Genomic DNA, 20,039 nt, shown 5'->3' on the forward strand with positions numbered 1-20,039 from the left:
CGGAGGCGGACGCGCGGGTCCGGCCGTCGGCGGCGCCTGACGCTCCGCCCGCGGTTCCGGCCGCCGGGCTCCGGGCCGGGGCCGATCGGGTCGGTCGGGTCGGTCGGCGCCGACCCCTGTCACCGGCGGCCGTCCCCCGGCCCCGCGCCACCGGGGCCGGGGGACGGCCGCCGTCGTCCGCGCGCCCGCGACACACCCGCCGTCCGCCTCCGGATGACCGCGGTGAGACGCTCTCGCGGCAGTACTGTTCCGCTCTCCGGCACCGGCGAAGGCGGGAGAAGAGCGGGATGGTCTCGGCGGCGACGACGCGCAGGGGTGCCGCGGCAGCGGCGGCCGTGCTGTTCCTCCTGGCGGTCCCGGCGCATGCCGCTCCCCCGGCGCGGGACACCGTGCTGCCCGCGCCCGATCCGGCCGGCCTCACGGACGTGCTGCGCACGGCGCGGTCGCAGGGCGCGCCCGGCGCCCTGGCCCGGCTCGACGACCACGGCGCCGTCCACCGGGCGGCCGTCGGCGTCGCCGACCCGGGCACCGGCCGGGCGATCTCCACCGCCGACCGCTTCCGCATCGGCAGCGTCACCAAGACGATGACCGCCACGGTGCTGCTGCAACTCGTCGACGAGGGCAGGCTGGAGCTCGACTCGCCGGTCGGCCGCCACCTGCCCGGGCTGCTGCCGGACGAGCGCGTCACCGTGCGCCATCTGCTGAGCCACCGCAGCGGTCTGCACGACCACACCGACGAGATGTTCGCGCGGACCGTGCCGGGCTTCGAGGCGGTCCGCACCCGGACGTTCACCCTCCGGGAGCTGGTGCGGCTGTCGCTGCGGCACCCCCCGACCACCCGGCCCGGCGGCGCCCACCGCTACTCCAACACCAACTTCGTCGTCGCCGGGATGCTCATCAGGAAGCTGACCGGTCACTCCCTCGCCACGGAGTACCGGAACCGGATCATCGCCCCGCTGGGGCTGCGCGACACCTTCTACCCGCACCCCCGCACCGCGATCCCCGGCCGCCACGCCCGTGGCCACCTCACCCCGGACGCGGACGGGGCCGCCCTCGTCGACGCCACCGAGCAGACCGTGTCCTGGGCCCAGAGCGCGGGCGCCGTCGTCTCCAGCGCCCGGGACGTCAACACCTTCCTCTCGGCACTGCTCGCCGGGCGGCTGACCTCCGCCGCGGGCCTGGCCCGGATGCGGCACTGGGTGCCGTCCGGCACCGGCCAGGCGTACGGGCTCGGGCTGCGGCGCCGCGACCTGTCGTGCGGCGTGTCGGTGTACGGGCACACCGGCGCCGTCCAGGGCTACTACACGTACGCGTTCGCCTCCGAGGACGGCCGGCGCAGCCTCACGGCGCTGGCCACCACCTCCAACAACGCGGCGGTGATGCGCACGATGCTGCGCACGCTGGAGTCCGCGTTCTGCGGGAAGCGGCCGGCGGTGCGGCGTGCCGGGGCGCCCGTCCGGCGGCACGAGGACGTCACCGCGGGGCGGGTCCCGGACTGAGCGACCGGCCGGGAACCCGCGCTCCCGGCCGGTCGTTGTCCGGACACCCCCACCGGTCCGGACGACGACAGCAGGGCGGTGCCATGAGCGAGTTGGTCCCCGGCGGCAACCTGCCCCTGCCGGGCGGTGCCCTGACCGTCCGGGTGCCCGGCCCCTTCGACGTGTCCGCGCTGATCACGGACGACGGCGGCACGGTCCGGGACGACGGCGACTTCGTGTTCTACAACCAGCCGTCCGCGCCGGGAGCCCGCCTGACCGGGGACACGCTCACCGTCGACCCGCGGGCACTGCGCCCCGGCGCCACCCGGGTCACGGTGGTGGTCAGCCCCACCGAGCCGGGCACGCCCCTGAGCGAGCTGCCCTCCCCCACGCTCCGGGTCACCGACGTCCGCGGCCGCCCGCTGGCCCGGTTCTCACCGCCGCGTCCCGGGCGGGAGACGGTCCTGCTCCTCGCGGAGATCTACCGGCGCGGCGAGGTGTGGAAGCTGCGCGCGCTGGGTCAGGGGTACGCCGACGGACTGGCCGGGCTGGCCCGGGACTTCGGCGTGGACGTCGCGGACGACGAGCCCGTGGCCGCCGCCCCGGTGCCCCCCGCGGCCCCCGGACCGGCCGACCGCGCGCGGCCGGTGGGCCCGGGGCCCGGCCCCTCCCCCGGCCCGGACGGCTTCCTCGGGCTGGTCAACTCCGCCCGTTCGATGGCCGGTTCCCCTCCGGTCGGGCTCGACGCCCGGCTGGTGTCCGCGGCGCGGGCGCACGCCGCGGCCATGGCGGCGGGAGGGCGCCTCGGCGTCGAGAGCCGGGACGGCGTCTCCGTCTACCAGCGCGTCATCGCCGCCGGATACCCGTATCTCACCGTGGGCGAGCACCTGGTCTCGGGGCCGCGCACCCCCGCCGAGTTCGTCTCCTACTGCCTGCGCAACGAGCCGCCCCGCCGCACCCTGCACGACCCCGCCTTCACCCACGCGGGTCTCGCCCACGCCGGCGGCGGTCCCTCCGGTGACACCTACTGGACGGCGGTGTGGGCCAGTCCGCTCACCCCGGACGGCCTGGACCGGACGGCCGCCGAGGTCGTCGGCCTCACCAACCGGGAGCGCACGCGCGCCGGACTGCCGCCCCTGTCCCGCGACCCCCTGCTGGCGGCGGCCGCGCAGGCGCACAGCGCCGACATGGTGGCCCGCGACTTCTACTCCCACACCGCGCCCGACGGCAGCAGGCCCTGGGACCGGGCCGCGGCGGCGGGCTCCGCGCGACGGACCATCGGCGAGAACATCGCCTGCGGCCAGCGCTCGCCCGCCGAGGTGGTCAGGGGGTGGATGAACAGTCCCGGTCACCGCGCCAACATCCTCAAGCCGGACTTCACCCACATCGGCGTCGGCTTGGCCGGCGGAGGCCGGGCGGGCACCTACTGGACCCAGCTCTTCGGCGCCTGACGGAGCCTCAACCGTGCGCGGCCTTCCGCGATGGTGGCGAAGGGACGGACTCCGCGCGAGGATGCCTCCATGAAGGGTGACCTGTTTTCGAGTCGGCACATGGTGCAACCCGCCACGGCCCCGGGCATGACGGTGGAGAACGCCAAGTGCCTCAGGTACGCGGTGAACGGCGAGATGCTCGCCCGGCAGGGCGCGATGGTCGCCTACCGCGGTGATCTGCAGTTCGAGCGCAAGGGCCAGGGCGTGGGCGGCATGCTCAAGCGCGCGGTGACCGGCGAGGGCCTGCCGCTCATGACGGTGCGCGGACAGGGCGAGGCCTGGTTCGCGCACGAGGCGCAGAACTGCTTCATCGTCGAGGTCGACCCCGGCGACGAGTTCACCGTCAACGGACGCAACGTCCTGTGCTTCGACTCCACGTTGTCGTACCGCATCGCGACCGTGAAGGGCGCCGGCATCACCGGCGGCGGCCTGTTCAACAGCGTCTTCACCGGGCACGGCCGGCTGGGGCTGGTCTGCGAGGGCGATCCGCTGGTCATCCCGGTCTCGCCGCAGTGTCCGGTGTACGTGGACACGGACGCGATCGTCGGCTGGACCGCGGGCCTGGCGACCTCGCTGCACCGTTCGCAGTCGCTCGGCTCGATGCTGCGCGGCGGGTCGGGCGAGGCGGTGCAGCTGGTGCTGCGGGGCGAGGGCCATGTCGTGGTGCGCCCCAGCGAGGCGACGCCGCAGAAGGCGCAGCAGCACTGACCGCCGGTGTGATCTGCGCCTCGGAGGCAACCCGTCCGGTTCCGCCGACGTCTTGACCGGCAACAGGCGACGCCCCGGCCCCTGGGCCGGGGCTCTTTTCCGGCCCTCTCTGCACGGTGTGTATACACACCATGTATACGCGTGTTGTATACACGTGATGTACAGCGGCGGGCGTCCGGACGGACCGAAAGGCTTCGATGTACGGCAAGGCATTCGCCCCGGAATACCAGGGCGCCCTCACCACCCTGTCGGTGAACTCCTCCCTGACCGATGTGCTGGCCGCCGGTACCGAGCAGCTGAGAGCGGCCGAGCGCGAGGGCAGGCACGGCGAGGCGGCGCGCTCCGGACTCGCGGTGGCCGAGGCGCACCGCCGGCTGGGACGGGTCGAGGAGGCCGACCGGGCGTGGAAGGCGAGTTACCGCGCGGCCCGTGCGGCCGGGGACGTGGCGGCGATGGCCTGGGCACTGTGGAGCGGCGGCACCCTCGCCCGGCAGCGCGGCGCGTTCCCGCTGGCCCGCCGTCTGCTCGGCCTCGCGGCCGGACTCGGCGAGCAGGGCGGGGACGTCGTCGTACGGGGCTACTCCCTCGCCGGGCTGGCGGAGACCGGCCGGATCCAGGGCGACTACGAGGCGGTCGGCCGGCTGCACGAGCAGCTCCTGGCCGAGGCCAGGCGGCGCGGTGAGGCCCGGCACACCGTCTGGGCGCTGGAGGGCATCGCGCAGATGCACCGCAACACCGGCGCGTACGACACCGCGTACGCCCTGTTCGAGGAGGCCGCGGACATCGCCGCCCGGGCCGAGGACCGGCGCGGTCACGCCTGGGCGCTGCGCGGACTGGCCGACGTGGTGTCCGTGCGGGACGGCGACACCGGGCGCGCGCTCGCTCTGCTCTCCGAGGCGGAGGCGACGTGCCGCGCCATGAGGCTGTCCGGCGCGCTGGCCTACAACCACAAGATGCGCGGCAACGTCCTGTACCGCGCCGGGCGTCACGCCGAGGCGCGCACGTGGTACGAGCGGGCGCTCGAGGAGTTCCGCGCCATGGGCGAACCGCGCGGGGAGGCGCTCTCCCGGCTGGGCCTGGCCAAGTCGCTGGCCCGCCTGGGCCGCGACCGCCGCGAGACGGCCGCCGAACTGGCCGATCTGGCAAGGACGCTGGAGGGGATCGGCCTCAGGCACGCCCGGGACATGGTCGCGCGGGCCCAGGAGGAGCTCGGCGTGGGCGCCGGCACGGCGGCAGGGGCCGCCCGGTGACGGCGCTCGACTCCACCGCGCCGGCCCTCGCCCCCCAGGTCCTCGACCGCTGCCGGGCGTTGGTGCGGCCCGCGCTGACCGAGGCCGTGGGGCGGCTGCACCCCTGGGTCGGCGAGATGGCGGCGTACGCGTTCGGCTGGTGCGAGGTGGGAGGCGCCCCGGCCGCGGCCTCCGGCGGCAAGGGCGTACGGCAGGCGCTGGCCGTGCTCGGCGCCGAGGCGGCCGGCGCGCCCGGACGGGCCGGGGTGGCCGCCGCGGTCGCCGTGGAACTGGTGCACACCTTCTCCCTGCTGCACGACGACGTCATGGACGGCGACGCGGCCAGGCGCCGCCGCCCGGCCGTGTGGAAGGCCTACGGCACCGGGCCCGCGGTCCTGGCGGGCGACGCCCTGTTCGCGCTGGCCGTCGAGACCCTCGCCGCCCGCCCCGGCGGCCCCGCGGCCGTCCGGACGCTGTCGGCCGCGCTGGGCGATCTGGTGCGCGGGCAGGCCGACGACCTGCTGTTCGCCGCCCGCCCCTGGACGGGGCCAGAGCAGGTGCGGCCGGAGGAGTACCGGGCCATGGCGGAGCGCAAGACGGGGGCGCTGCTGGGGTGCGCGGCGGCGCTGGGCTCCGTGCTCGGCGGCGCCGCCGCACAGACGTCCGCGGCACTCGACCGGGCGGGACGGCACCTCGGGGTCGCCTTCCAGATCGTCGACGACGTCCTGGGTGTCTGGGGCGACCCGGCGGTCACGGGCAAACCGGTGCACGGCGATCTGCGCGAACGGAAGAAGACGTTCCCGGTCCTGGTCGCGCTTCGGACCCCGGCGGCCCCGCGCCTCGCCGCGCTCCTGGAGTCGGGCGCGGACCCGCGGGCGGCGGCCGCGCTGATCGAGGAGGCGGGCGGCCGCTCGGCGGCGCTCACCGAGGCACGCCGTCACCTCGCGGCCGTCGAGGCCGCGCTCACCGCCGTACCGCTGGAGGACCGGGCGGCCGCCGACCTGCGGTCGCTGCTCGACTTCCTGGTCCGGCGGGACCTGTGACCCGGCCGGTTCCGCGGCGGCCGGGCGAACGGTGTTGACCTCGGCCGCCCTCCCGGGTGAGGGTTCCTCACGGCGCGGATCACGTCCCCCGCGCCGGAGAGGCGGCAGTCGTGATCGGGATGGCCGACATCGAGGACGCGGCCGGGCGGATCGCCGGGCACGTGGTGCGGACCCCGACCGTGGACAGCCCGGGGCTGTCGGCGCTGCTCGGGGTGCCGGTCACCGCGAAGCTGGAACTGCTGCAGCGCACCGGCTCGTTCAAGGTGCGGGGCGCGGTGGCGAAGCTGCTGTCGCTGAGCGGGGCCGAGCGGGCCGCCGGGGTCGTGGCGGTCAGCGGCGGCAACCACGGGATCGCCCTCGCGGTCATGGCCGCGGCCCTCGACGTGAAGGCCACGGTGGTGATGCCGCGTTCGGCGCCCGCCCGGGCCGTGGAGATCGCGGAGTCCTCCGGCGCGTCGGTGCGGCTGACCGACGACATGGACGGCGCGTTCGCGCTGACGACGCGGCTCCGGCAGGAGGGGCTGACCCTCGTCCACCCCTTCGACGACCCCGTGGTGATCGCCGGACAGGGCACCGTGGGGCTGGAGTTCGCCGCGGACGCCGGTGACCTCACCGACGTGCTGGTGAGCATCGGGGGCGGCGGACTGATCGCCGGCGTGGCGGTGGCGCTGCGGGCGCTGCGGCCCGGGGTGCGGGTCTGGGGCGTGGAGACCGAGGGCGCCCAGGCGATGTCCGAGGCGCTGGCGGCGGGCGGCCCGGTGCCGGTCGCGCTGTCGTCGGTCGTCTCCACGCTCAGCGCACCGGCCGTCTCGCGGCTGACGTACGAGCACGTCTCCGAGCTGGTCACCGAGGTGCTGGTGGTGCCGGACCGGGAGGCGGTGCGGGGCTCGCTCGACCTCGCGGACCACGCCAAGGTGTGGGCGGAGCCGGCCGCCGGCTGTCTGCTGCCCGCCGCGCGGCGGGTGCTGGAGCGGGTCGGCGAGGGGGCCCGGCTCGGGCTGGTGGTGTGCGGGGGCAACGCCACCACCGGGGACGTGATCGCCTGGGCGGACCGCTTCGGGCTGCGCTGAGCGTCCTCGCCCTCGCGGACGGGCGCGCCCGGCGCCGCCGCCGCGCGCCTCTCCTCATTACCGCCGGTTACCTGCAATTTCCGGATCTCCCCTTGAACGGACCCCGTCCGGTCCCCCGTACCTCTGGGGAAAGGGGGAACCGGCGGTTTCGAAGAGGGATGGCCATGGGCAGGGCGCACGTCTCCACACACCGGTCGGTCGGCGGACGGTACCGGCTGGTCGAGATCACCCACCGCGAGACCAACAGCGTCTGCTGGTACGCCGACGACCTGCAGACGGGACGCCCGTGCCTGGTCACGCAGACCGGGCTGCCGGAGGACCCGGGGGGCGGCACCGCGCGCCGTGCCGCCTCCCGGATCCTGCGGACGACCGAGAGCGTGTCGCGGCTGTGTCCCGGCCGGATCGCCACCGTCGTCGACGCCGTCGGCGAGGACGGCTCGCTGTGGACCGTCACCGCCTGGATCGACGGCACACCGCTCGGCGAGGTCCTCGCCGAGCAGGGCACCCTCAACTACGTGCGGACCGCCCGCATCGCGCTGGAGCTGCTCGACGTGCTGGACGCCGCGCACGCCGCGGGCATCACCCACGGGGAACTCAGCCCCGGCCGGGTGTTCGTGCGGGAGAGCGGCCCCGTGGTCGTCACCGGTTACGGACTGGCCGGCTCGACGCCCGCGCCCCGGCTCACGGCACCGTCGTACGCCGCCCCGGAGCAGGCCCGCGACGAGCGGACCGGCCCGGCGGCGGACCTGTGGGCGCTGGGCGCGATCCTCTACACGATGCTCGAGGGGCGTCCGCCGTTCCGTGACCGGGGCCGGCCCGAAGCCACGCTGAAGGGGGTGGACCGGCTGCCGCTGCGCACTCCGGTGCGGGCCGGTCCGCTCACCCGGGTCGTCCAGGGGCTGCTGCGCAAGGACGCGCGGGAGCGGCTGACCCGCCAGGTGGTCCGGGAGGTGCTCACCCGTGTGCTCGACGAGGACCCCGGGGCCGCCCCGGAGACCGTGCCGGGCCCCCGGCTGCGCGGCGGACACGCCGGCCGGCGGGCCGCCGGCCGGGGGCGGAGCGGACGGACGGCGGTCCTCGGCACCGCGCTGGCCGTCGTCACCGTGGCGGTGGCCGTGCTCGCCGCGGCGCGGGGGCTGCCCGGCGCCGGCTCCGCCGCCCCCGCGCCGACGGCCCCGCCGGCCTCGGCCTCCGCGCCGGGCGACCGGGGGGCCTCCCGGCCGCCGGCCCCGTCCGCGCCCGCCCCGTCGTCCCCGGGCGCGGCGGACCTCCCGCCCGGCTACCGGACCTACCGTGCGCCGGAGGGCTTCTCCGTCGCGCTGCCCGAGGGCTGGGAGCGGCAGGACACCTCGCGCGCCGCCGATCTGGCCTACCGCGTCACCTTCGGCGCGGACGGGGATCCGCGCACGCTCGCCGTCACCTACAGCGAGCGCGTGGGGTCCGACGCCGTGGCCGTGTGGCGGGACGACGTGGAGCCGCGCCTGGAGCGGTCCGGCGGCTACGAGCGGATCGGTTCGATCCGCGCGAGGACGTACCAGGGGCGCGAGGCCGCCGACATGGAGTGGTACGCCGAGGCCGGCGGCAGCCGGGTGCGCACCTTCGGCCGCGGCCTCCTCCTCGGCGGCGGACGCGGCTTCTCGCTGCGCTGGACGACCCCGGCCGCCGGCTGGGAGGAACCGGCGAGCCGGGAGGCGCTGCGGACCGTCCTGCGGACGTTCCGGCCGGCCTCAGACCGCGCCGCGCGGGGCACGTAGGGCGAGCAGGGACCGCCCGTGCAGCGGACGGGTCCCCCAGCGGGCCGTGAAGGTCCGGTCCGTGAGGGAGCACGTGACGTGGAGGCGGTGCGGCGTCTCCAGGAACACCACGTCCACGGCGAGGGTGCCGGCGTCGGCCCAGCCGCCGCTCACGGCGGCCGGCAGGGGCTGCTCGGTGACGGCCCACTCCTTCGCGCCGAACCGTGCGTCGAGCCGGTGGCGGGCGTCCGTGAGGCTCAGCGTCCAGTCGTCGCCGTCGCCCCCCGTCACCCTGACCTCCGTCAGGGTCGGCTGGTCGGCGCAGACCCCGCCGTACGGGGTGAACACGGCGGCGGACCAGTCCCCCGCCCGTCCCGGCGGCACCGGGCCGCCCTCGGCCGGTGGCAGGGCGAGCCGTTGGAGGCGCTCGCGCAGGGCGCCGTCCGCGGCCTCCCGGCCGGGCAGCGGGCCGGGGCGGAAGGCGGGCAGGAGGTGCCGCCAGACCAGGTCCAGGTAGTCCTGCATCCGCTCGGTCGCCGCCGTCGCGGCGATCACCGCGTCGTGCTCGGGCAGCACGAGGCAGAACTGCCCGTACGCCCCGTCGCCGCGGTAGCCGTGCCGGGACATCCAGAACTGGTGGCCGTAGCCCCGGTCCCAGTCCTGCCGGTCCCGCTCCCCCATGGCCCCGGCGGTCGGTATGTGCGGGCGTGAGGCGCGGGCGACCCATCCCTCGGGCAGCAGCCGCCGGCCCTGCCAGACCCCGTCGTCCAGGTACAGCAGGCCGAGCCGGGCGACGGCGTCGGTGGCGGCGTGCAGCCCGCTGAAGCCGATCTCGCGGCCGGTGCCGTCCCGCAGCCACAGCGCCTCGCCGACGCCCAGCGGGTCCAGCAGCCGCGGCCGCAGGTAGGCGGTGAGGGACTGCCCGGTGACGCGCTGCACGATCGCGGCGAGCGTGTACGTGTTGGGCTGGTTGTAGGCGAAGACGGTGCCCGGATCGCGCTGCGGCGGCAGCAGCAGGAACCCGCGCACGGGCTCGGCGGGGTCGGTGGCGTACGCCTCGTCGACGGTCTCGCCCTCGTGGCCGCTGGCCATGGACGCCACGTGCCGGACCAGGATCGCCCGGCTGCGCGGGTCGGTGATGTCGGCCTCGAACTCCGGGAAGTACGACAGCACCGGGGCGTCGAAGTCGATCAGTCCCTCGGCCTCGGCGAGGGCGGCCGCGGTGGCCGTGAAGCTCTTGCTGAGCGAGTAGAGCAGCTGCGGGCGTGAGGCGGTGTACGGCGCCCACCAGCCGGAGGCCACGAGGTGACCGTGGCGCAGGATCATCAGGCTGTGCGGCTCGATGTCCGGGGCGGCCTCGAGGGCGTCGAGGAAGGCGTGGACGCCGGAGGCGTCGACGCCCCGGGCGGCCGGAGCGGCGAGGGGGAGCGGGCGGGCGGTCATGCGGGGATCCTGCCCGGTCCGCCGGCGCCCGATCCACCGTTTTCGCGCCCCGCGGCCGGGGACCCGGGCGTCATGGTGCAAATCGGATACACGATGATGACCGAGCAGGCCGGGCCCCGTGAACTGGTCGACCACGTGGTGCGGGCCGAGGAGGCGGGCTTCGACTTCTCGGTGACCTCGGACCACTACTTCCCCTGGCTGCGCTCGCAGGGTCACTCGCCGTACGCGTGGAGCGTGCTGGGCGCCGCCGCGCAGGCCACCTCGCGCATTCCGCTGATGACGTACGTGACGTGCCCGACGTTCCGCTACCATCCGGCGGTGGTGGCGCAGAAGGCGGCGACGCTGCAGCTGCTGTCCGAGGGCCGGTTCCGGCTGGGGCTCGGCTCGGGCGAGAACCTCAACGAGCACGTGGTGGGCGGCGGCTGGCCGTCCGTGGACGTGCGGCACGAGATGCTCGAGGAGGCGGTGGAGATCATCCGCGCCCTCTTCGAGGGCGGTCACGTCACTCACCGGGGCACCCACTTCGACGTCGAGTCGGCCCGGTTGTGGGACCTGCCGGACCGGACGCCGCCGATCGGCATCGCGGTCTCCGGAAAGCGGTCCTGCGCCCTCGCGGGCCGGCTCGCCGACCTGGTGATCGCCACGGAGCCGGAGGCGGACCTGCTCGACGCCTTCGACCGGCACGGCGGGGAGGGCAAGCCGCGGGTGGGGCAGCTGCCGGTGTGCTACGACCCCGACCGGGACGCGGCCGTCGAGCGCGCCCACGCCCAGTTCCGCTGGTTCGGCAACGGCTGGAAGGTCAACTCCGAACTGCCGCACCCGGACTCCTTCGACTCCGCGACCCGGTTCGTCACGCCGGACGACGTCGCCGGGTCGATCCCGTGCGGCAGCGACCCGGAGGACTTCGTGGAGGCCGTGCGCCCCTACGTGGAGGCCGGCTTCACCGAGATCGCCCTGGTGCAGATCGGCGGCGAGTCGCAGCCGCAGTACCTGGACTGGTCGGAGAAGACGCTGCTGCCGGCGCTGCGGGACGCCTTCGGCTGACGCCGGAGCACAGGTGCCGCCGTCCTCGTTTCCCCGGCGCCCGCCGGATTCACCCGGAGAGCCGAGCATTTTGCGCGGACACGGGGTACTAGAGGTCTCTACGTCGGTACTTCCGGAGGCCCTCTCGTGAACTCGTTCGTGCACAAGACGCTGGTGGTGGAGCTCCAGGCGGGCGACGCGGACCGCTTTCCCGTACTCGCCCACCTGAGCTACGACCCCCGCGACCCGTTCGCCGTCACCTTCGTCTTCAGCCACGACGGCCGGGTCCTCGCGCGCTGGCAGCTGGACCGGGAGATGGTCACCGACGGCCTCACCCGGTCGGTGGGGAGCGGGGACGTACGGCTGCGCCCGGAGTCCCGGGGCGTGGGGCGTGAGCTGCGCATGGAGTTCCTCGGTGAGGCCCACGCCGACGGCGGCCGGCACCACGCCGTGGTGTTCGCCTGGGCCGAGACGGTCGGCGACTTCCTGCGGGAGACCCACCGGCTGGTCCCGCCGGGGCGCGAGGAGGTCCGTGTCGACGACTTCCTCGCGGACGTCCTCGCGGGCAGCTGAGCCGCGGGCGCGGCGCTCATCGCGCCGTACGGCCGGGTGCGGCGCTCATCGCGCCGTACGGCCGGGTGCGGCGCTCATCGCGCCGTGTGGCGGTGCCGCGTCCACATCGGCAGGGCGAACCAGCACAGCAGGTACCAGCACACCACGCCGGCGACCAGGTACGGGACGAAGTCGTCGTGGGTCGCCACGCGCAGGATCAGCAGCAGCGAGGCGCTGGTGGTGGCGAGCAGCAGCAGGAGGCCGAGCAGGGTCAGGCGGGAAGCCCACTGCACCGCCTGCGGCTTGATGCGCCGTCCGGCGACGAGGCGGTGCAGCGACACCGGACCGATGAGCGCACCGGTGGCGCACGCGCCCAGGACGACGGTGGCTATGTAGATCGTCTGGTCCGCGTCGGACAGGTCGTCGTACTTCGGGGTGAACACGACGGTCAGCAGGAAACCGAAGAGGATCTGCACGCCCATCTGGGCGACGCGGACCTCCTGGATCAGCTCCTGCCACATCCGGTCCGCCCGCTCCTCCTCGGTCTCGTTGCGCCCTCTGCGCCTGCCTCGGTCCTGTTCCGCCTCCGGCACGGTGCGCCTCCCTGGGTGAACGACGTCGTTCCTCTCCCCGAGGGTTCCCCGTCCGCCACCGTTCTCCCCGCGCGGGCCGCGGTTTGGGGGTGCGGCGCGCGGTTACACGGACCGCGACGCCGCCGAGGCGATGACACCGAGGCCAGGAGGTCGTGGCACGCATGTCCGAAACCCAGCTCACCGTGACGCTCAGCGGCGGGGACGCCGACGACGCCCGCGCGGTCGTCCGGGCCCTGGAGGGGGTGTTCGGGGCACCGGACCGGTCGCCCTCCGACGAGAGGGCCACGGTCCGCGTGGCGACGTTCGCCGGGGAGGGGCGGGAGGAGGCCCCCGACGCGGACGCCGGCCGTCTGTCGGCGCCGGTGACCGTCACCGTGCAGGGCACCCCGGAAGCGGTGCGCCGGGCGAGCGACACGCTCGCCCGGGCCTTCACGGCACGTGACGAGGGCACCGCCTCCGGCGACCAGGAGCAGGAGAGGCAACTGCTCCTGGAGCCGTGATCCCGCCCGGGTCCCGCCTCACCAGCGGGATTCGACCTGGCCCTGGATCCTGCGCTCGTAGAGGTCGCGGATCGCCGTGAGGGTCGCGCCGGGCAGCTCCGGCAGCCGGGCGGCGGCCGCGTTGGCCCGGGCCTGCTCGGGCGAGCGGGCGCCGGGGATGACGGTGGTGACGCCGGGCTGCTGGATGATCCAGCGCAGCGCCAGCTGGGCCGGGGTGCAGCCCTCGGGGGCGAGCGCGGCGAACTCCGCGGCGGCCTCGACGCCGGTCGCGTAGTCGACGCCGGAGAAGGTCTCCCCCTGGTCGAAGGACTCGCCGTGCCGGTTGAAGGTGCGGTGGTCGTTCTCGGGGAAGACGGTGTCCTTGGTGTACTTGCCGGACAGCAGGCCGGAGGCGAGCGGGACGCGGGCGATGACGCCGACGCCCGCCTCCCGGGCGGCGGGCAGCACCTCGCGCAGCGGCTTCATGCGGAACGGGTTGAGGATGATCTGCACGCTGGCCACGTTCGGCCGGGCGATCGCGGTGAGCGCCTCGGCGCAGGTCTCCACGCTGACCCCGTAGGCGGCGATCCGCTCCTCCTCCACCAGCGTGTCGAGGGCGTCGAAGACCTCGTCGGCGGAGTAGACGGGGGTGGGCGGGCAGTGCAGCTGCACCAGGTCGATGCGGTCGACGCCGAGGTTGCGCCGCGAGCGGTCGCTCCAGGCGCGGAAGTTGTCCAGGACGTAGTTCTCGGGGATCTGCTCGACCCGGCGGCCCATCTTGGTGGCGACCAGCACGTGCAGATCGGGCCGGCCGCTCAGGAACGACGCGATGGTCCGCTCGCTGCGCCCGTCGCCGTACACGTCGGCGGTGTCGAAGAAGGTGACCCCCGACTCGGCCGCGCCCTCCAGCACCGCCAGGGCTTCCTTGTCGTCGACGTCGCCCCAGTCAGCCCCGAGTTGCCATGTGCCGAGACCGATCACGGAGGCGTGCTGGCCCGACCTGTCGAATGTGCGCTCTTCCATGACGTCAGTCTGTCATCCTCCACGGCGGGCGGCGAAGGCACCGGTCCGGAGCCGCACCCCGGGCACGCGCCCCCGCGGGATCACGCCGATCTCGCGGTGTGACACGGGCCACGCGCCGGGCGCCTCCCGCGGAGGATCACCCGGCGAAGCGTCCCGCACGGGGCGGAATTTCCCCTTCCGTCGCGGCCCGCCCTCTTCGCACGACAAGATCATCTTCGTTCAAACCCGTACGACATGACGGGAATCGCCCGGATCGCGGCCAACCGCTCCGAGGGGGTTTCTCCCGGTACCGGCACGGGCGGTAAGCATGCGGGGTCCTGATCCACGACCGACCCCCGGGAGATCCGCATGCCGGAACCCAGCCGTCGCCGCGCGCTCACCGCCGCGGCCGCCCTCACCGCCGCCGCGGGCCTGCCGGCCCTCGTCCCGTCCGCGCGGGCCGCCGAGGGCGCCGGGCACCGCCACGACTCCCCGCGGGCTTCGACGAGGTCTACAAGGGCCGCCGGATACAGGGCCGGCCGGCCGCCACCGGCGGTCACCACCACGGACCCGGTTACGCCGTGTTCGTCGACGGCGTCGAACTGCACGTGATGCGGAACGCCGACGGCAGCTGGATCAGCGTCGTCAGCCACTACGCCCCGCTCCCCACCCCGCGCGCCGCCGCCCGTGCCGCGGTGGACGAGCTGCAGGGCGCCCCGCTCCTGCCCTTCCCCACCGACTGATCACCGCAGCAAGCACGTAGGGAGCACCCCGCACATGACCGTCCGCAAGAACCAGGCGAGCCTGACCGCCGAGGAGAAGCGCCGTTTCGTCGCCGCGCTGCTGGAGCTCAAGCGCAGCGGCCGTTACGACGAGTTCGTCACCACCCACAACGCCTTCATCGTGGCCGACACCGACCACGGCGAGCGGACGGGACACCGCTCGCCGTCCTTCCTGCCCTGGCACCGCAGATTCCTCCTGGAGTTCGAGCGGGCGCTGCAGTCGGTGGACGCGTCGGTGGCCCTGCCGTACTGGGACTGGAGCACCGACGGCTCGGTGCGCTCCTCCCTGTGGGCGCCCGACTTCCTCGGCGGCAGCGGGCGCAGCCGGGACGGCCGGGTGATGGACGGGCCGTTCGCCGCGTCCACCGGGAACTGGCCGATCACCGTGCGGGTGGACGGCCGCACCTATCTCCGACGCTCGCTCGGAGCCGGCGGGCGCGGGCTGCCGACGCCGGCGGAGGTCGAGTCCGTGCTGTCGATGTCCACGTACGACACACCGCCGTGGAACAGCGGTTCGGACGGCTTCCGCAACCACCTGGAGGGCTGGCGCGGGGTCAATCTGCACAACCGGGTCCACGTGTGGGTCGGCGGGCAGATGGCCTCCGGGGTGTCCCCCAACGACCCGGTGTTCTGGCTGCACCACGCCTACGTCGACAAGCTGTGGGCCGAGTGGCGGCGCCGCCACCCCGGTTCCGGCTACCTGCCGGCCGCCGGCACCCCGGACGTCGTCGACCTGGACGAGACCATGCGGCCGTGGCACGACACGACCCCGGCGGACCTGCTGGACCACACGCCGCACTACACCTTCGACGCCTGATCAGGCGCTCGCGGCGGTCCGGCACTCGGGGTGGCCCCACCCCTTGTCGTTCTTGGCGATGGGCTCACCGGCGGCGTAGGAGCGGCCGCACAGGCAGCGGCCGGGGAACTTCGCCTTGATCGTGCGGGACGACGAGCCGCCGCCGCGCGGCCGGGACGCCTTGGCCGAGCCGGACCTGCGCCCGGCGGCGGCCGGCGGGGTGTCCGGGGACGGCGGCGGCTCGGGCGAGCCCAGCTCGCTGCCGGCGTCCTGCTGGCTGGTGGCCGCCTGGCTGGCGGCGCGGTCGGCGAAGTCGTTGAGCCGGTCGCCGTCGACCTGGTGGGCGGGGACGTAGCGGAACTCCACCGAGCGGCCCTGCAGGAGCGCGTCGATGCGGACGACGAGTTCCTGGTTGGCGACCGGCTTGCCGGCCGCCGTGCGCCAGCCGTTGCGCTTCCAGCCGGGAAGCCAGGTGGTGACGGCCTTCATGGCGTACTGCGAGTCCATCCGGACCTCGAGCGGCACGGCCGGGTCGGTCGCCGCCAGCAGCCGCTCCAGCGCGGTGAGTTCGGCGACGTTGTTGGTGGCTCTGCCGAGCGCCCCGGCCTCCCAGCGGACCGGCGTCTCGGAGGCGTCGGCCACCACCCAGGCCCAGCCGGCGGGCCCGGGGTTTCCCTTGCAAGCCCCGTCGCACGCGGCCACCACACGTTCACCCATGTGTCCGATCATGCCATGGCCGGACGGCGTGCCCGTCCCTTCCCCGGGCGGCACCGCACGAGCCGGAGCGGACCGGGGTCCCGCCCGGGGAAGGGACGCGATCCGTCCTGAAGCGCGTCTTCCCCGCCGCCCCCGGTTGTGCTTGCCTGGGGAGCCGTTTCGCAGGCCGGGGCGGGAGTCGCCGTATGCGCAAGCCGTGGATCGTGGGAGTCCTGCTGAGCGCCGCGCTGCTCGGCGCGTGCACGGACCCGTCGTCCGGGCCGCAGGCCGGGCCGCCGCCCGCCCCGCCGAAGGCGTCGGCCACCACGCACCAGCGGCCCGCCGCCTCCCCGGACGCCGTGCCCGGGAAGGCGCCGGCGGTGCTGTACCTCGGGGACTCCCTGGCGACGGAGAACCAGAAGGTCCTCGGCGGGGAACTGCGCGCGGACCTGCGCGCCCGCTACACGAGCGCGCCCTACTCGGGCACCACCCTGTGCGACTACCTGGAGGGTTCCGCCGAGCGCTCCCTCGTGCCGGCCCCGGACAAGGCGGCGGCGCTGGTGCGCTCGCTGCGGCCGGACTACGTGGTGCTGCAGTTCTGGGGCAACTCCTGGGGTTACACCCCGTGCATGGACGGGATCACCTACGACGCCTCGCGGGAGAGGTACCTCGAGCGGTACGCGGCCGACGCGCGACGGCTCACCGGGCAGATCGCCGCCGCCGGGGGATCGCGGCGGCCCCGGATCGTCTGGGTGCTGCAGGGCCCCGACCCGATCACCCCCGACCGGGTCCGCCGGATCAACGCGCTCTACGCGGAACGGGCCGCCGCCTCCGGCGACCTCGTCGCGGACGCGGGGCGGACGGTGAGTCCGGCGGGGGCGCGGTACTCCTGGGCCCAGTACCTGCCGTGCGACGCCCGCGAGCGGGCGCACCCCGACTACTGCACCGAACCCGGCCGCGACCGCACGGCCCTGCACCGGGACGACGACCCCCTGCACTTCTGCCTGGCGCCCACGACGTCCAGGCCGAGGCCCTGCCCGGTCCGTTCGCCGGGGATCCTGCGCATGGCGCGGGAGATCACCCGGGTGATCGGGGAGCACGTCCGCGGGAGCTGACCGCGCGGGGCGGGCCCCGTCTCGCGCCGGCCGTCACTCGCCCGCGTACGCCTTCTCCAGGGCCGCGACGTCGAGCTTGCCCATCGACATCATGGCCTTCATCGCGCGGGCGGCCTTCTCCGTGTCCGGGTCGCCGACCATCTCGATCAGCCGCCTCGGGGTGACCTGCCACGAGACGCCGAACCGGTCCTTGAGCCAGCCGCACGGGCCGTGCTCGCCGCCGCCCTCGACGAGCCTGTCCCAGTAGTGGTCGACCTCGGCCTGGTCGGCGCAGTCGATCTGGAAGGAGACCGCCTCGTTGAACGTGAACTCGGGCCCGCCGTTCAGCGCGACGAACCGCTGGCCGTTGGCCGTGAACTCCACGGTCAGGACGGTGCCCGCGGGGCCGGGTCCGGCCTCGGGGTGCCGGACGATCCGGCCGACGCCCGAGTTCCCGAAGACGGAGACGTAGAAGTTCGCGGCCTCCTCGGCCTGGCCGTCGAACCAGAGACACGTGGTGAATCCGTCGGTGGTCATGGATACCTCCCTGATGTGGAACTGCGGTCATCGGTGTCGACCCCTGCGCGCCGGAAAACTCATCGGTGGGCGAGGGAGCGCGACCCGGACGGCCCGCGCGACCGCTTCGGCCGCACCCGCCGCGCCCGGCCCCGCCCCCGCGGAGCGGGAGCGCACGCAGCACCCGGTGCGCCGGAAGGGGTGCGGCCGGGGCGGGCACTTCGCGGCGGTGGAGGAGCCCGATCCGCCGGTGGGTGATGTGCGGGCGTCCTTGCGGGAGTCGAGGCGGAAGCAGCCCGGGTGAGCGCTCTGCCCGTGGCGGATCTGCCACGGGCAGAGAAAGGCCCGCCGGCCCCTGCCGCCGGTCGAGAGTGGAGGACACGCGGCCGCACCGGCCGCGTGTCCGACGAGCGACCACGAGGAGCGCCGATGTCTCCATTCACCGCCGGCCCACGGCCGGTCACGCCGCCGCGGGCCGAGGAGGGCGACACCCCGCCGACCCGGTTCGACGACCACCTCGCCGCCCAGCTGCTCGCCCAGCGGATCGTGCTGCTGGGCACCCAGGTCGACGAGGTGTCCGCGAACCGGGTGTGCGCGCAGCTGCTGATCCTGTCCGCGGAGGATCCGCGCACCGACATCAGCCTGTACATCAACAGCCCCGGCGGCTCCGTGCACGCGGGTCTGGCGATCTACGACACGATGCGGCTGATCCCCAACGACGTCTCCACGCTCGCCATGGGATTCGCCGCCAGCATGGGCCAGTTCCTGCTGAGCGTCGGTACGGCCGGCAAGCGGTACGCCCTGCCGAACGCCCGCATCATGATGCACCAGCCGTCGGGGGGCATCGGCGGCACCACCGCGGACATCGAGATCCAGGCGGAGAACCTGGAGTTCACCAAGCGCACCATCGAGCGGATCACCGCCGAGCACACCGGGCAGACCCCGGAGACCATCTCCCGGGACGGCGACCGGGACCGCTGGTTCACGGCCGAGGAGGCCAGGCGGTACGGCATGGTCGACCGGGTGGTGGAGTCGCTCGCCGACGTCCGCCCGGCGGCCGCACGGCGCAGGATGGGGCTGCAGTGATGGGGACGTACACGATTCCGAACGTCGTCGAGCTCACTCCGCGGGGCGAGCGGTCCTACGACGTGTTCAGCCGGCTGCTGTCCGAGCGGATCATCTTCCTCGGCACCGAGATCGACGACGGGGTGGCCAACGTCGTCATCGCGCAACTCCTCCACCTGGAGTCCGCGGCACCGGAGAGCGAGATCGCGATCTACATCAACTCCCCGGGCGGCTCGTTCACCTCGCTCATGGCGATCTACGACACGATGACGTTCGTGCAGGCGCCGATCTCGACGTTCTGCGTCGGGCAGGCGGCGTCCACGGCGGCCGTGCTGCTGGCCGGCGGGGACCCCGGGCGGCGGTTCGTGCTGGAGCACGCGCGCGTGCTGCTCGGGCAGCCGGCCACCGGCGGGGCGCGCGGCACGGCGTCCGACCTGTCGCTCCAGGCCAAGGAGATGGTGCGGATCCGCGCCCAGGTGGAGGAGGTGCTGTCCCGGCACACCCACCACGACGCGTCGGCCCTGCGGGCGGCCATGGACCGCGACAAGGTGCTCACCGCGCACGAGGCCGTGGCCTTCGGCCTGGCGGACGAGGTGCTGAGCCGGCGCCTCGCACGGGTGTGAGGCGCCGGCTGCGCGAAGGGCGTCAGGCGGCCAGGCAGAGCCCGCCGTGCGACGAACCGGACACGCCCCGGCTCGCGCCGAGCCGCCGGCCGGTGACGCGCACGAGCTCGCCCTGAACCCGTGACAGCAGGTCCCCGAGGCCGAGCCCGAGGGCCTGCGCGGCGGCCGCGAGGACCTCCGAGGACGCCTCCTTGCGGCCCCGCTCCACCTCGGACAGATACGGCACCGAGATCCGGGCCGTTTCGGCGACGTCCTTCAGCGTCCGCTCCTGGGCGAGCCGCTCCCGGCGCAGCACGTCGCCCACGAGGTCGCGCCACAGCGGCTCCCTGCCGGCGGGAGCGGGGGCGGACGGGGCCGGGGCGGGGGCCGGGCCGGGCGGCGCGGCGGCGCGCACGGGCACCGGGCGCGCGGCCGCCGGCCGCAGGGGGATGACACGGGCGTGGTTCGGCGTTTGACGATTCACCTCTCCAGCCTAGGAATCACGGCCCCGGGGGGAAGGGAGCGGCGTTCCGCCCTGAGTGAAGAGGACCGGCGCGGCGTGTCCGGGCACGGCCCGTGCTGCCGCGCGGGCTCCTCCCCCGTACCCTCGGTCGTACGAGTGACGAGCGGTCTCACCGCCCGGTG

General features: G+C 74.9%; 20 protein-coding genes and 1 pseudogene. 15 read left to right on the forward strand and 6 right to left on the reverse strand.

Annotated features, from left to right (window positions below):
- The first annotated feature begins 287 nt into the window (after positions 1 to 287).
- From GL259_RS05205 to GL259_RS05235, 7 genes are all read left to right on the forward strand, one after another.
- The gene (locus GL259_RS05205) at positions 288 to 1,499 is read left to right on the forward strand and encodes a serine hydrolase domain-containing protein (RefSeq protein WP_159529601.1); all 1,212 of its coding nucleotides are present in this window, start codon (positions 288 to 290) and stop codon (positions 1,497 to 1,499) included.
- An 83-nt stretch (positions 1,500 to 1,582) separates the two neighbouring features.
- Positions 1,583 to 2,929 carry a CAP domain-containing protein gene (locus GL259_RS05210; protein ID WP_159529603.1) on the forward strand — a complete coding sequence of 449 codons (1,347 nt, stop codon included), beginning with the start codon at positions 1,583 to 1,585 and terminating at the stop codon, positions 2,927 to 2,929.
- Between the two features lie 69 nt (positions 2,930 to 2,998).
- Positions 2,999 to 3,676 (forward strand): AIM24 family protein, encoded by a 678-nt coding sequence (locus GL259_RS05215; RefSeq protein WP_159529605.1) that lies wholly within the window; start codon positions 2,999 to 3,001, stop codon positions 3,674 to 3,676.
- A gap of 197 nt (positions 3,677 to 3,873) precedes the next feature.
- Positions 3,874 to 4,926: a tetratricopeptide repeat protein gene (locus tag GL259_RS05220; protein WP_159529607.1), complete on the forward strand. Its 1,053-nt coding sequence runs from the start codon at positions 3,874 to 3,876 to the stop codon at positions 4,924 to 4,926.
- On the forward strand, positions 4,923 to 5,948 hold the full coding sequence (locus tag GL259_RS05225) for a polyprenyl synthetase family protein (RefSeq protein WP_159529609.1): 1,026 nt from the start codon (positions 4,923 to 4,925) through the stop codon (positions 5,946 to 5,948). The genes GL259_RS05220 and GL259_RS05225 overlap by 4 nt, the downstream gene beginning before the upstream one ends.
- 110 nt (positions 5,949 to 6,058) lie before the next feature.
- Positions 6,059 to 7,018, forward strand: coding sequence for a threonine/serine dehydratase (locus GL259_RS05230; protein ID WP_159529611.1), 960 nt, complete (start codon positions 6,059 to 6,061; stop codon positions 7,016 to 7,018).
- A gap of 164 nt (positions 7,019 to 7,182) precedes the next feature.
- Positions 7,183 to 8,772 carry a serine/threonine-protein kinase gene (locus GL259_RS05235; protein ID WP_208026437.1) on the forward strand — a complete coding sequence of 530 codons (1,590 nt, stop codon included), beginning with the start codon at positions 7,183 to 7,185 and terminating at the stop codon, positions 8,770 to 8,772.
- Here GL259_RS05235 and GL259_RS05240 read toward each other — a convergent pair.
- Positions 8,746 to 10,194: a serine hydrolase domain-containing protein gene (locus tag GL259_RS05240; protein WP_159529615.1), complete on the reverse strand. Its 1,449-nt coding sequence runs from the start codon at positions 10,192 to 10,194 to the stop codon at positions 8,746 to 8,748. The genes GL259_RS05235 and GL259_RS05240 overlap by 27 nt on opposite strands.
- A 72-nt stretch (positions 10,195 to 10,266) precedes the next feature.
- Here GL259_RS05240 and GL259_RS05245 point away from each other — a divergent pair, with 72 nt between their 5' ends.
- Both GL259_RS05245 and GL259_RS05250 read left to right on the forward strand, forming a co-directional pair.
- Complete coding sequence (locus GL259_RS05245; RefSeq protein WP_159529617.1) at positions 10,267 to 11,238, forward strand: LLM class F420-dependent oxidoreductase; 972 nt, start codon at positions 10,267 to 10,269, stop codon at positions 11,236 to 11,238.
- Positions 11,239 to 11,364: 126 nt separating this feature from the next.
- Complete coding sequence (locus tag GL259_RS05250) at positions 11,365 to 11,790, forward strand: SsgA family sporulation/cell division regulator (RefSeq protein WP_159529619.1); 426 nt, start codon at positions 11,365 to 11,367, stop codon at positions 11,788 to 11,790.
- A 74-nt stretch (positions 11,791 to 11,864) separates the two neighbouring features.
- Here GL259_RS05250 and GL259_RS05255 read toward each other — a convergent pair whose 3' ends face one another.
- Positions 11,865 to 12,362 (reverse strand): DUF6328 family protein, encoded by a 498-nt coding sequence (locus GL259_RS05255; protein WP_159529621.1) that lies wholly within the window; start codon positions 12,360 to 12,362, stop codon positions 11,865 to 11,867.
- Positions 12,363 to 12,523: 161 nt separating this feature from the next.
- On the opposite strand from GL259_RS05255, the gene GL259_RS05260 reads away from it, so the two are divergent.
- The gene (locus tag GL259_RS05260; protein ID WP_159529622.1) at positions 12,524 to 12,862 is read left to right on the forward strand and encodes a hypothetical protein; all 339 of its coding nucleotides are present in this window, start codon (positions 12,524 to 12,526) and stop codon (positions 12,860 to 12,862) included.
- A gap of 18 nt (positions 12,863 to 12,880) precedes the next feature.
- On the opposite strand, the gene GL259_RS05265 is transcribed toward GL259_RS05260, so the two are convergent.
- A complete protein-coding gene (locus GL259_RS05265) occupies positions 12,881 to 13,864 on the reverse strand; it encodes an aldo/keto reductase (RefSeq protein ID WP_159529624.1) in 984 nt (327 codons plus the stop codon).
- A gap of 348 nt (positions 13,865 to 14,212) precedes the next feature.
- Here GL259_RS05265 and GL259_RS05270 point away from each other — a divergent pair.
- Together GL259_RS05270 and GL259_RS05275 are read left to right on the forward strand one after the other, a co-directional pair.
- Positions 14,213 to 14,586: pseudogene (locus GL259_RS05270) on the forward strand (tyrosinase cofactor).
- Positions 14,587 to 14,620: 34 nt separating this feature from the next.
- Positions 14,621 to 15,442 carry a tyrosinase family protein gene (locus tag GL259_RS05275; protein WP_159529626.1) on the forward strand — a complete coding sequence of 274 codons (822 nt, stop codon included), beginning with the start codon at positions 14,621 to 14,623 and terminating at the stop codon, positions 15,440 to 15,442.
- Here the strand turns inward: GL259_RS05275 and GL259_RS05280 are convergent, their stop codons facing one another.
- Complete coding sequence (locus GL259_RS05280; protein WP_243762256.1) at positions 15,443 to 16,138, reverse strand: ribonuclease H; 696 nt, start codon at positions 16,136 to 16,138, stop codon at positions 15,443 to 15,445. It abuts the gene before it with no gap.
- A 185-nt stretch (positions 16,139 to 16,323) separates the two neighbouring features.
- On the opposite strand from GL259_RS05280, the gene GL259_RS05285 reads away from it, so the two are divergent.
- Positions 16,324 to 17,232, forward strand: a complete 909-nt coding sequence (locus tag GL259_RS05285; RefSeq protein WP_159529630.1) for an SGNH/GDSL hydrolase family protein — start codon at positions 16,324 to 16,326, stop codon at positions 17,230 to 17,232.
- A 33-nt stretch (positions 17,233 to 17,265) separates the two neighbouring features.
- Here the strand turns inward: GL259_RS05285 and GL259_RS05290 are convergent, their stop codons facing one another.
- On the reverse strand, positions 17,266 to 17,748 hold the full coding sequence (locus tag GL259_RS05290) for a VOC family protein (protein ID WP_159529632.1): 483 nt from the start codon (positions 17,746 to 17,748) through the stop codon (positions 17,266 to 17,268).
- Positions 17,749 to 18,156: 408 nt separating this feature from the next.
- Between GL259_RS05290 and GL259_RS05295 the strand changes: the two genes are divergently transcribed.
- Positions 18,157 to 18,813, forward strand: a complete 657-nt coding sequence (locus tag GL259_RS05295) for an ATP-dependent Clp protease proteolytic subunit (protein WP_159529634.1) — start codon at positions 18,157 to 18,159, stop codon at positions 18,811 to 18,813.
- Complete coding sequence (locus tag GL259_RS05300) at positions 18,813 to 19,415, forward strand: ATP-dependent Clp protease proteolytic subunit (RefSeq protein ID WP_159529636.1); 603 nt, start codon at positions 18,813 to 18,815, stop codon at positions 19,413 to 19,415. Before GL259_RS05295 ends, GL259_RS05300 begins: the two co-directional genes overlap by 1 nt.
- 22 nt (positions 19,416 to 19,437) lie before the next feature.
- Here GL259_RS05300 and GL259_RS05305 read toward each other — a convergent pair whose 3' ends face one another.
- Complete coding sequence (locus GL259_RS05305) at positions 19,438 to 19,878, reverse strand: helix-turn-helix transcriptional regulator (RefSeq protein ID WP_159529638.1); 441 nt, start codon at positions 19,876 to 19,878, stop codon at positions 19,438 to 19,440.
- Positions 19,879 to 20,039: the final 161 nt, after the last annotated feature.

It is taken from the genome of Streptomyces sp. Tu 3180 (genome assembly GCF_009852415.1).
Taxonomy (GTDB): Bacteria; Actinomycetota; Actinomycetes; order Streptomycetales; family Streptomycetaceae; genus Streptomyces.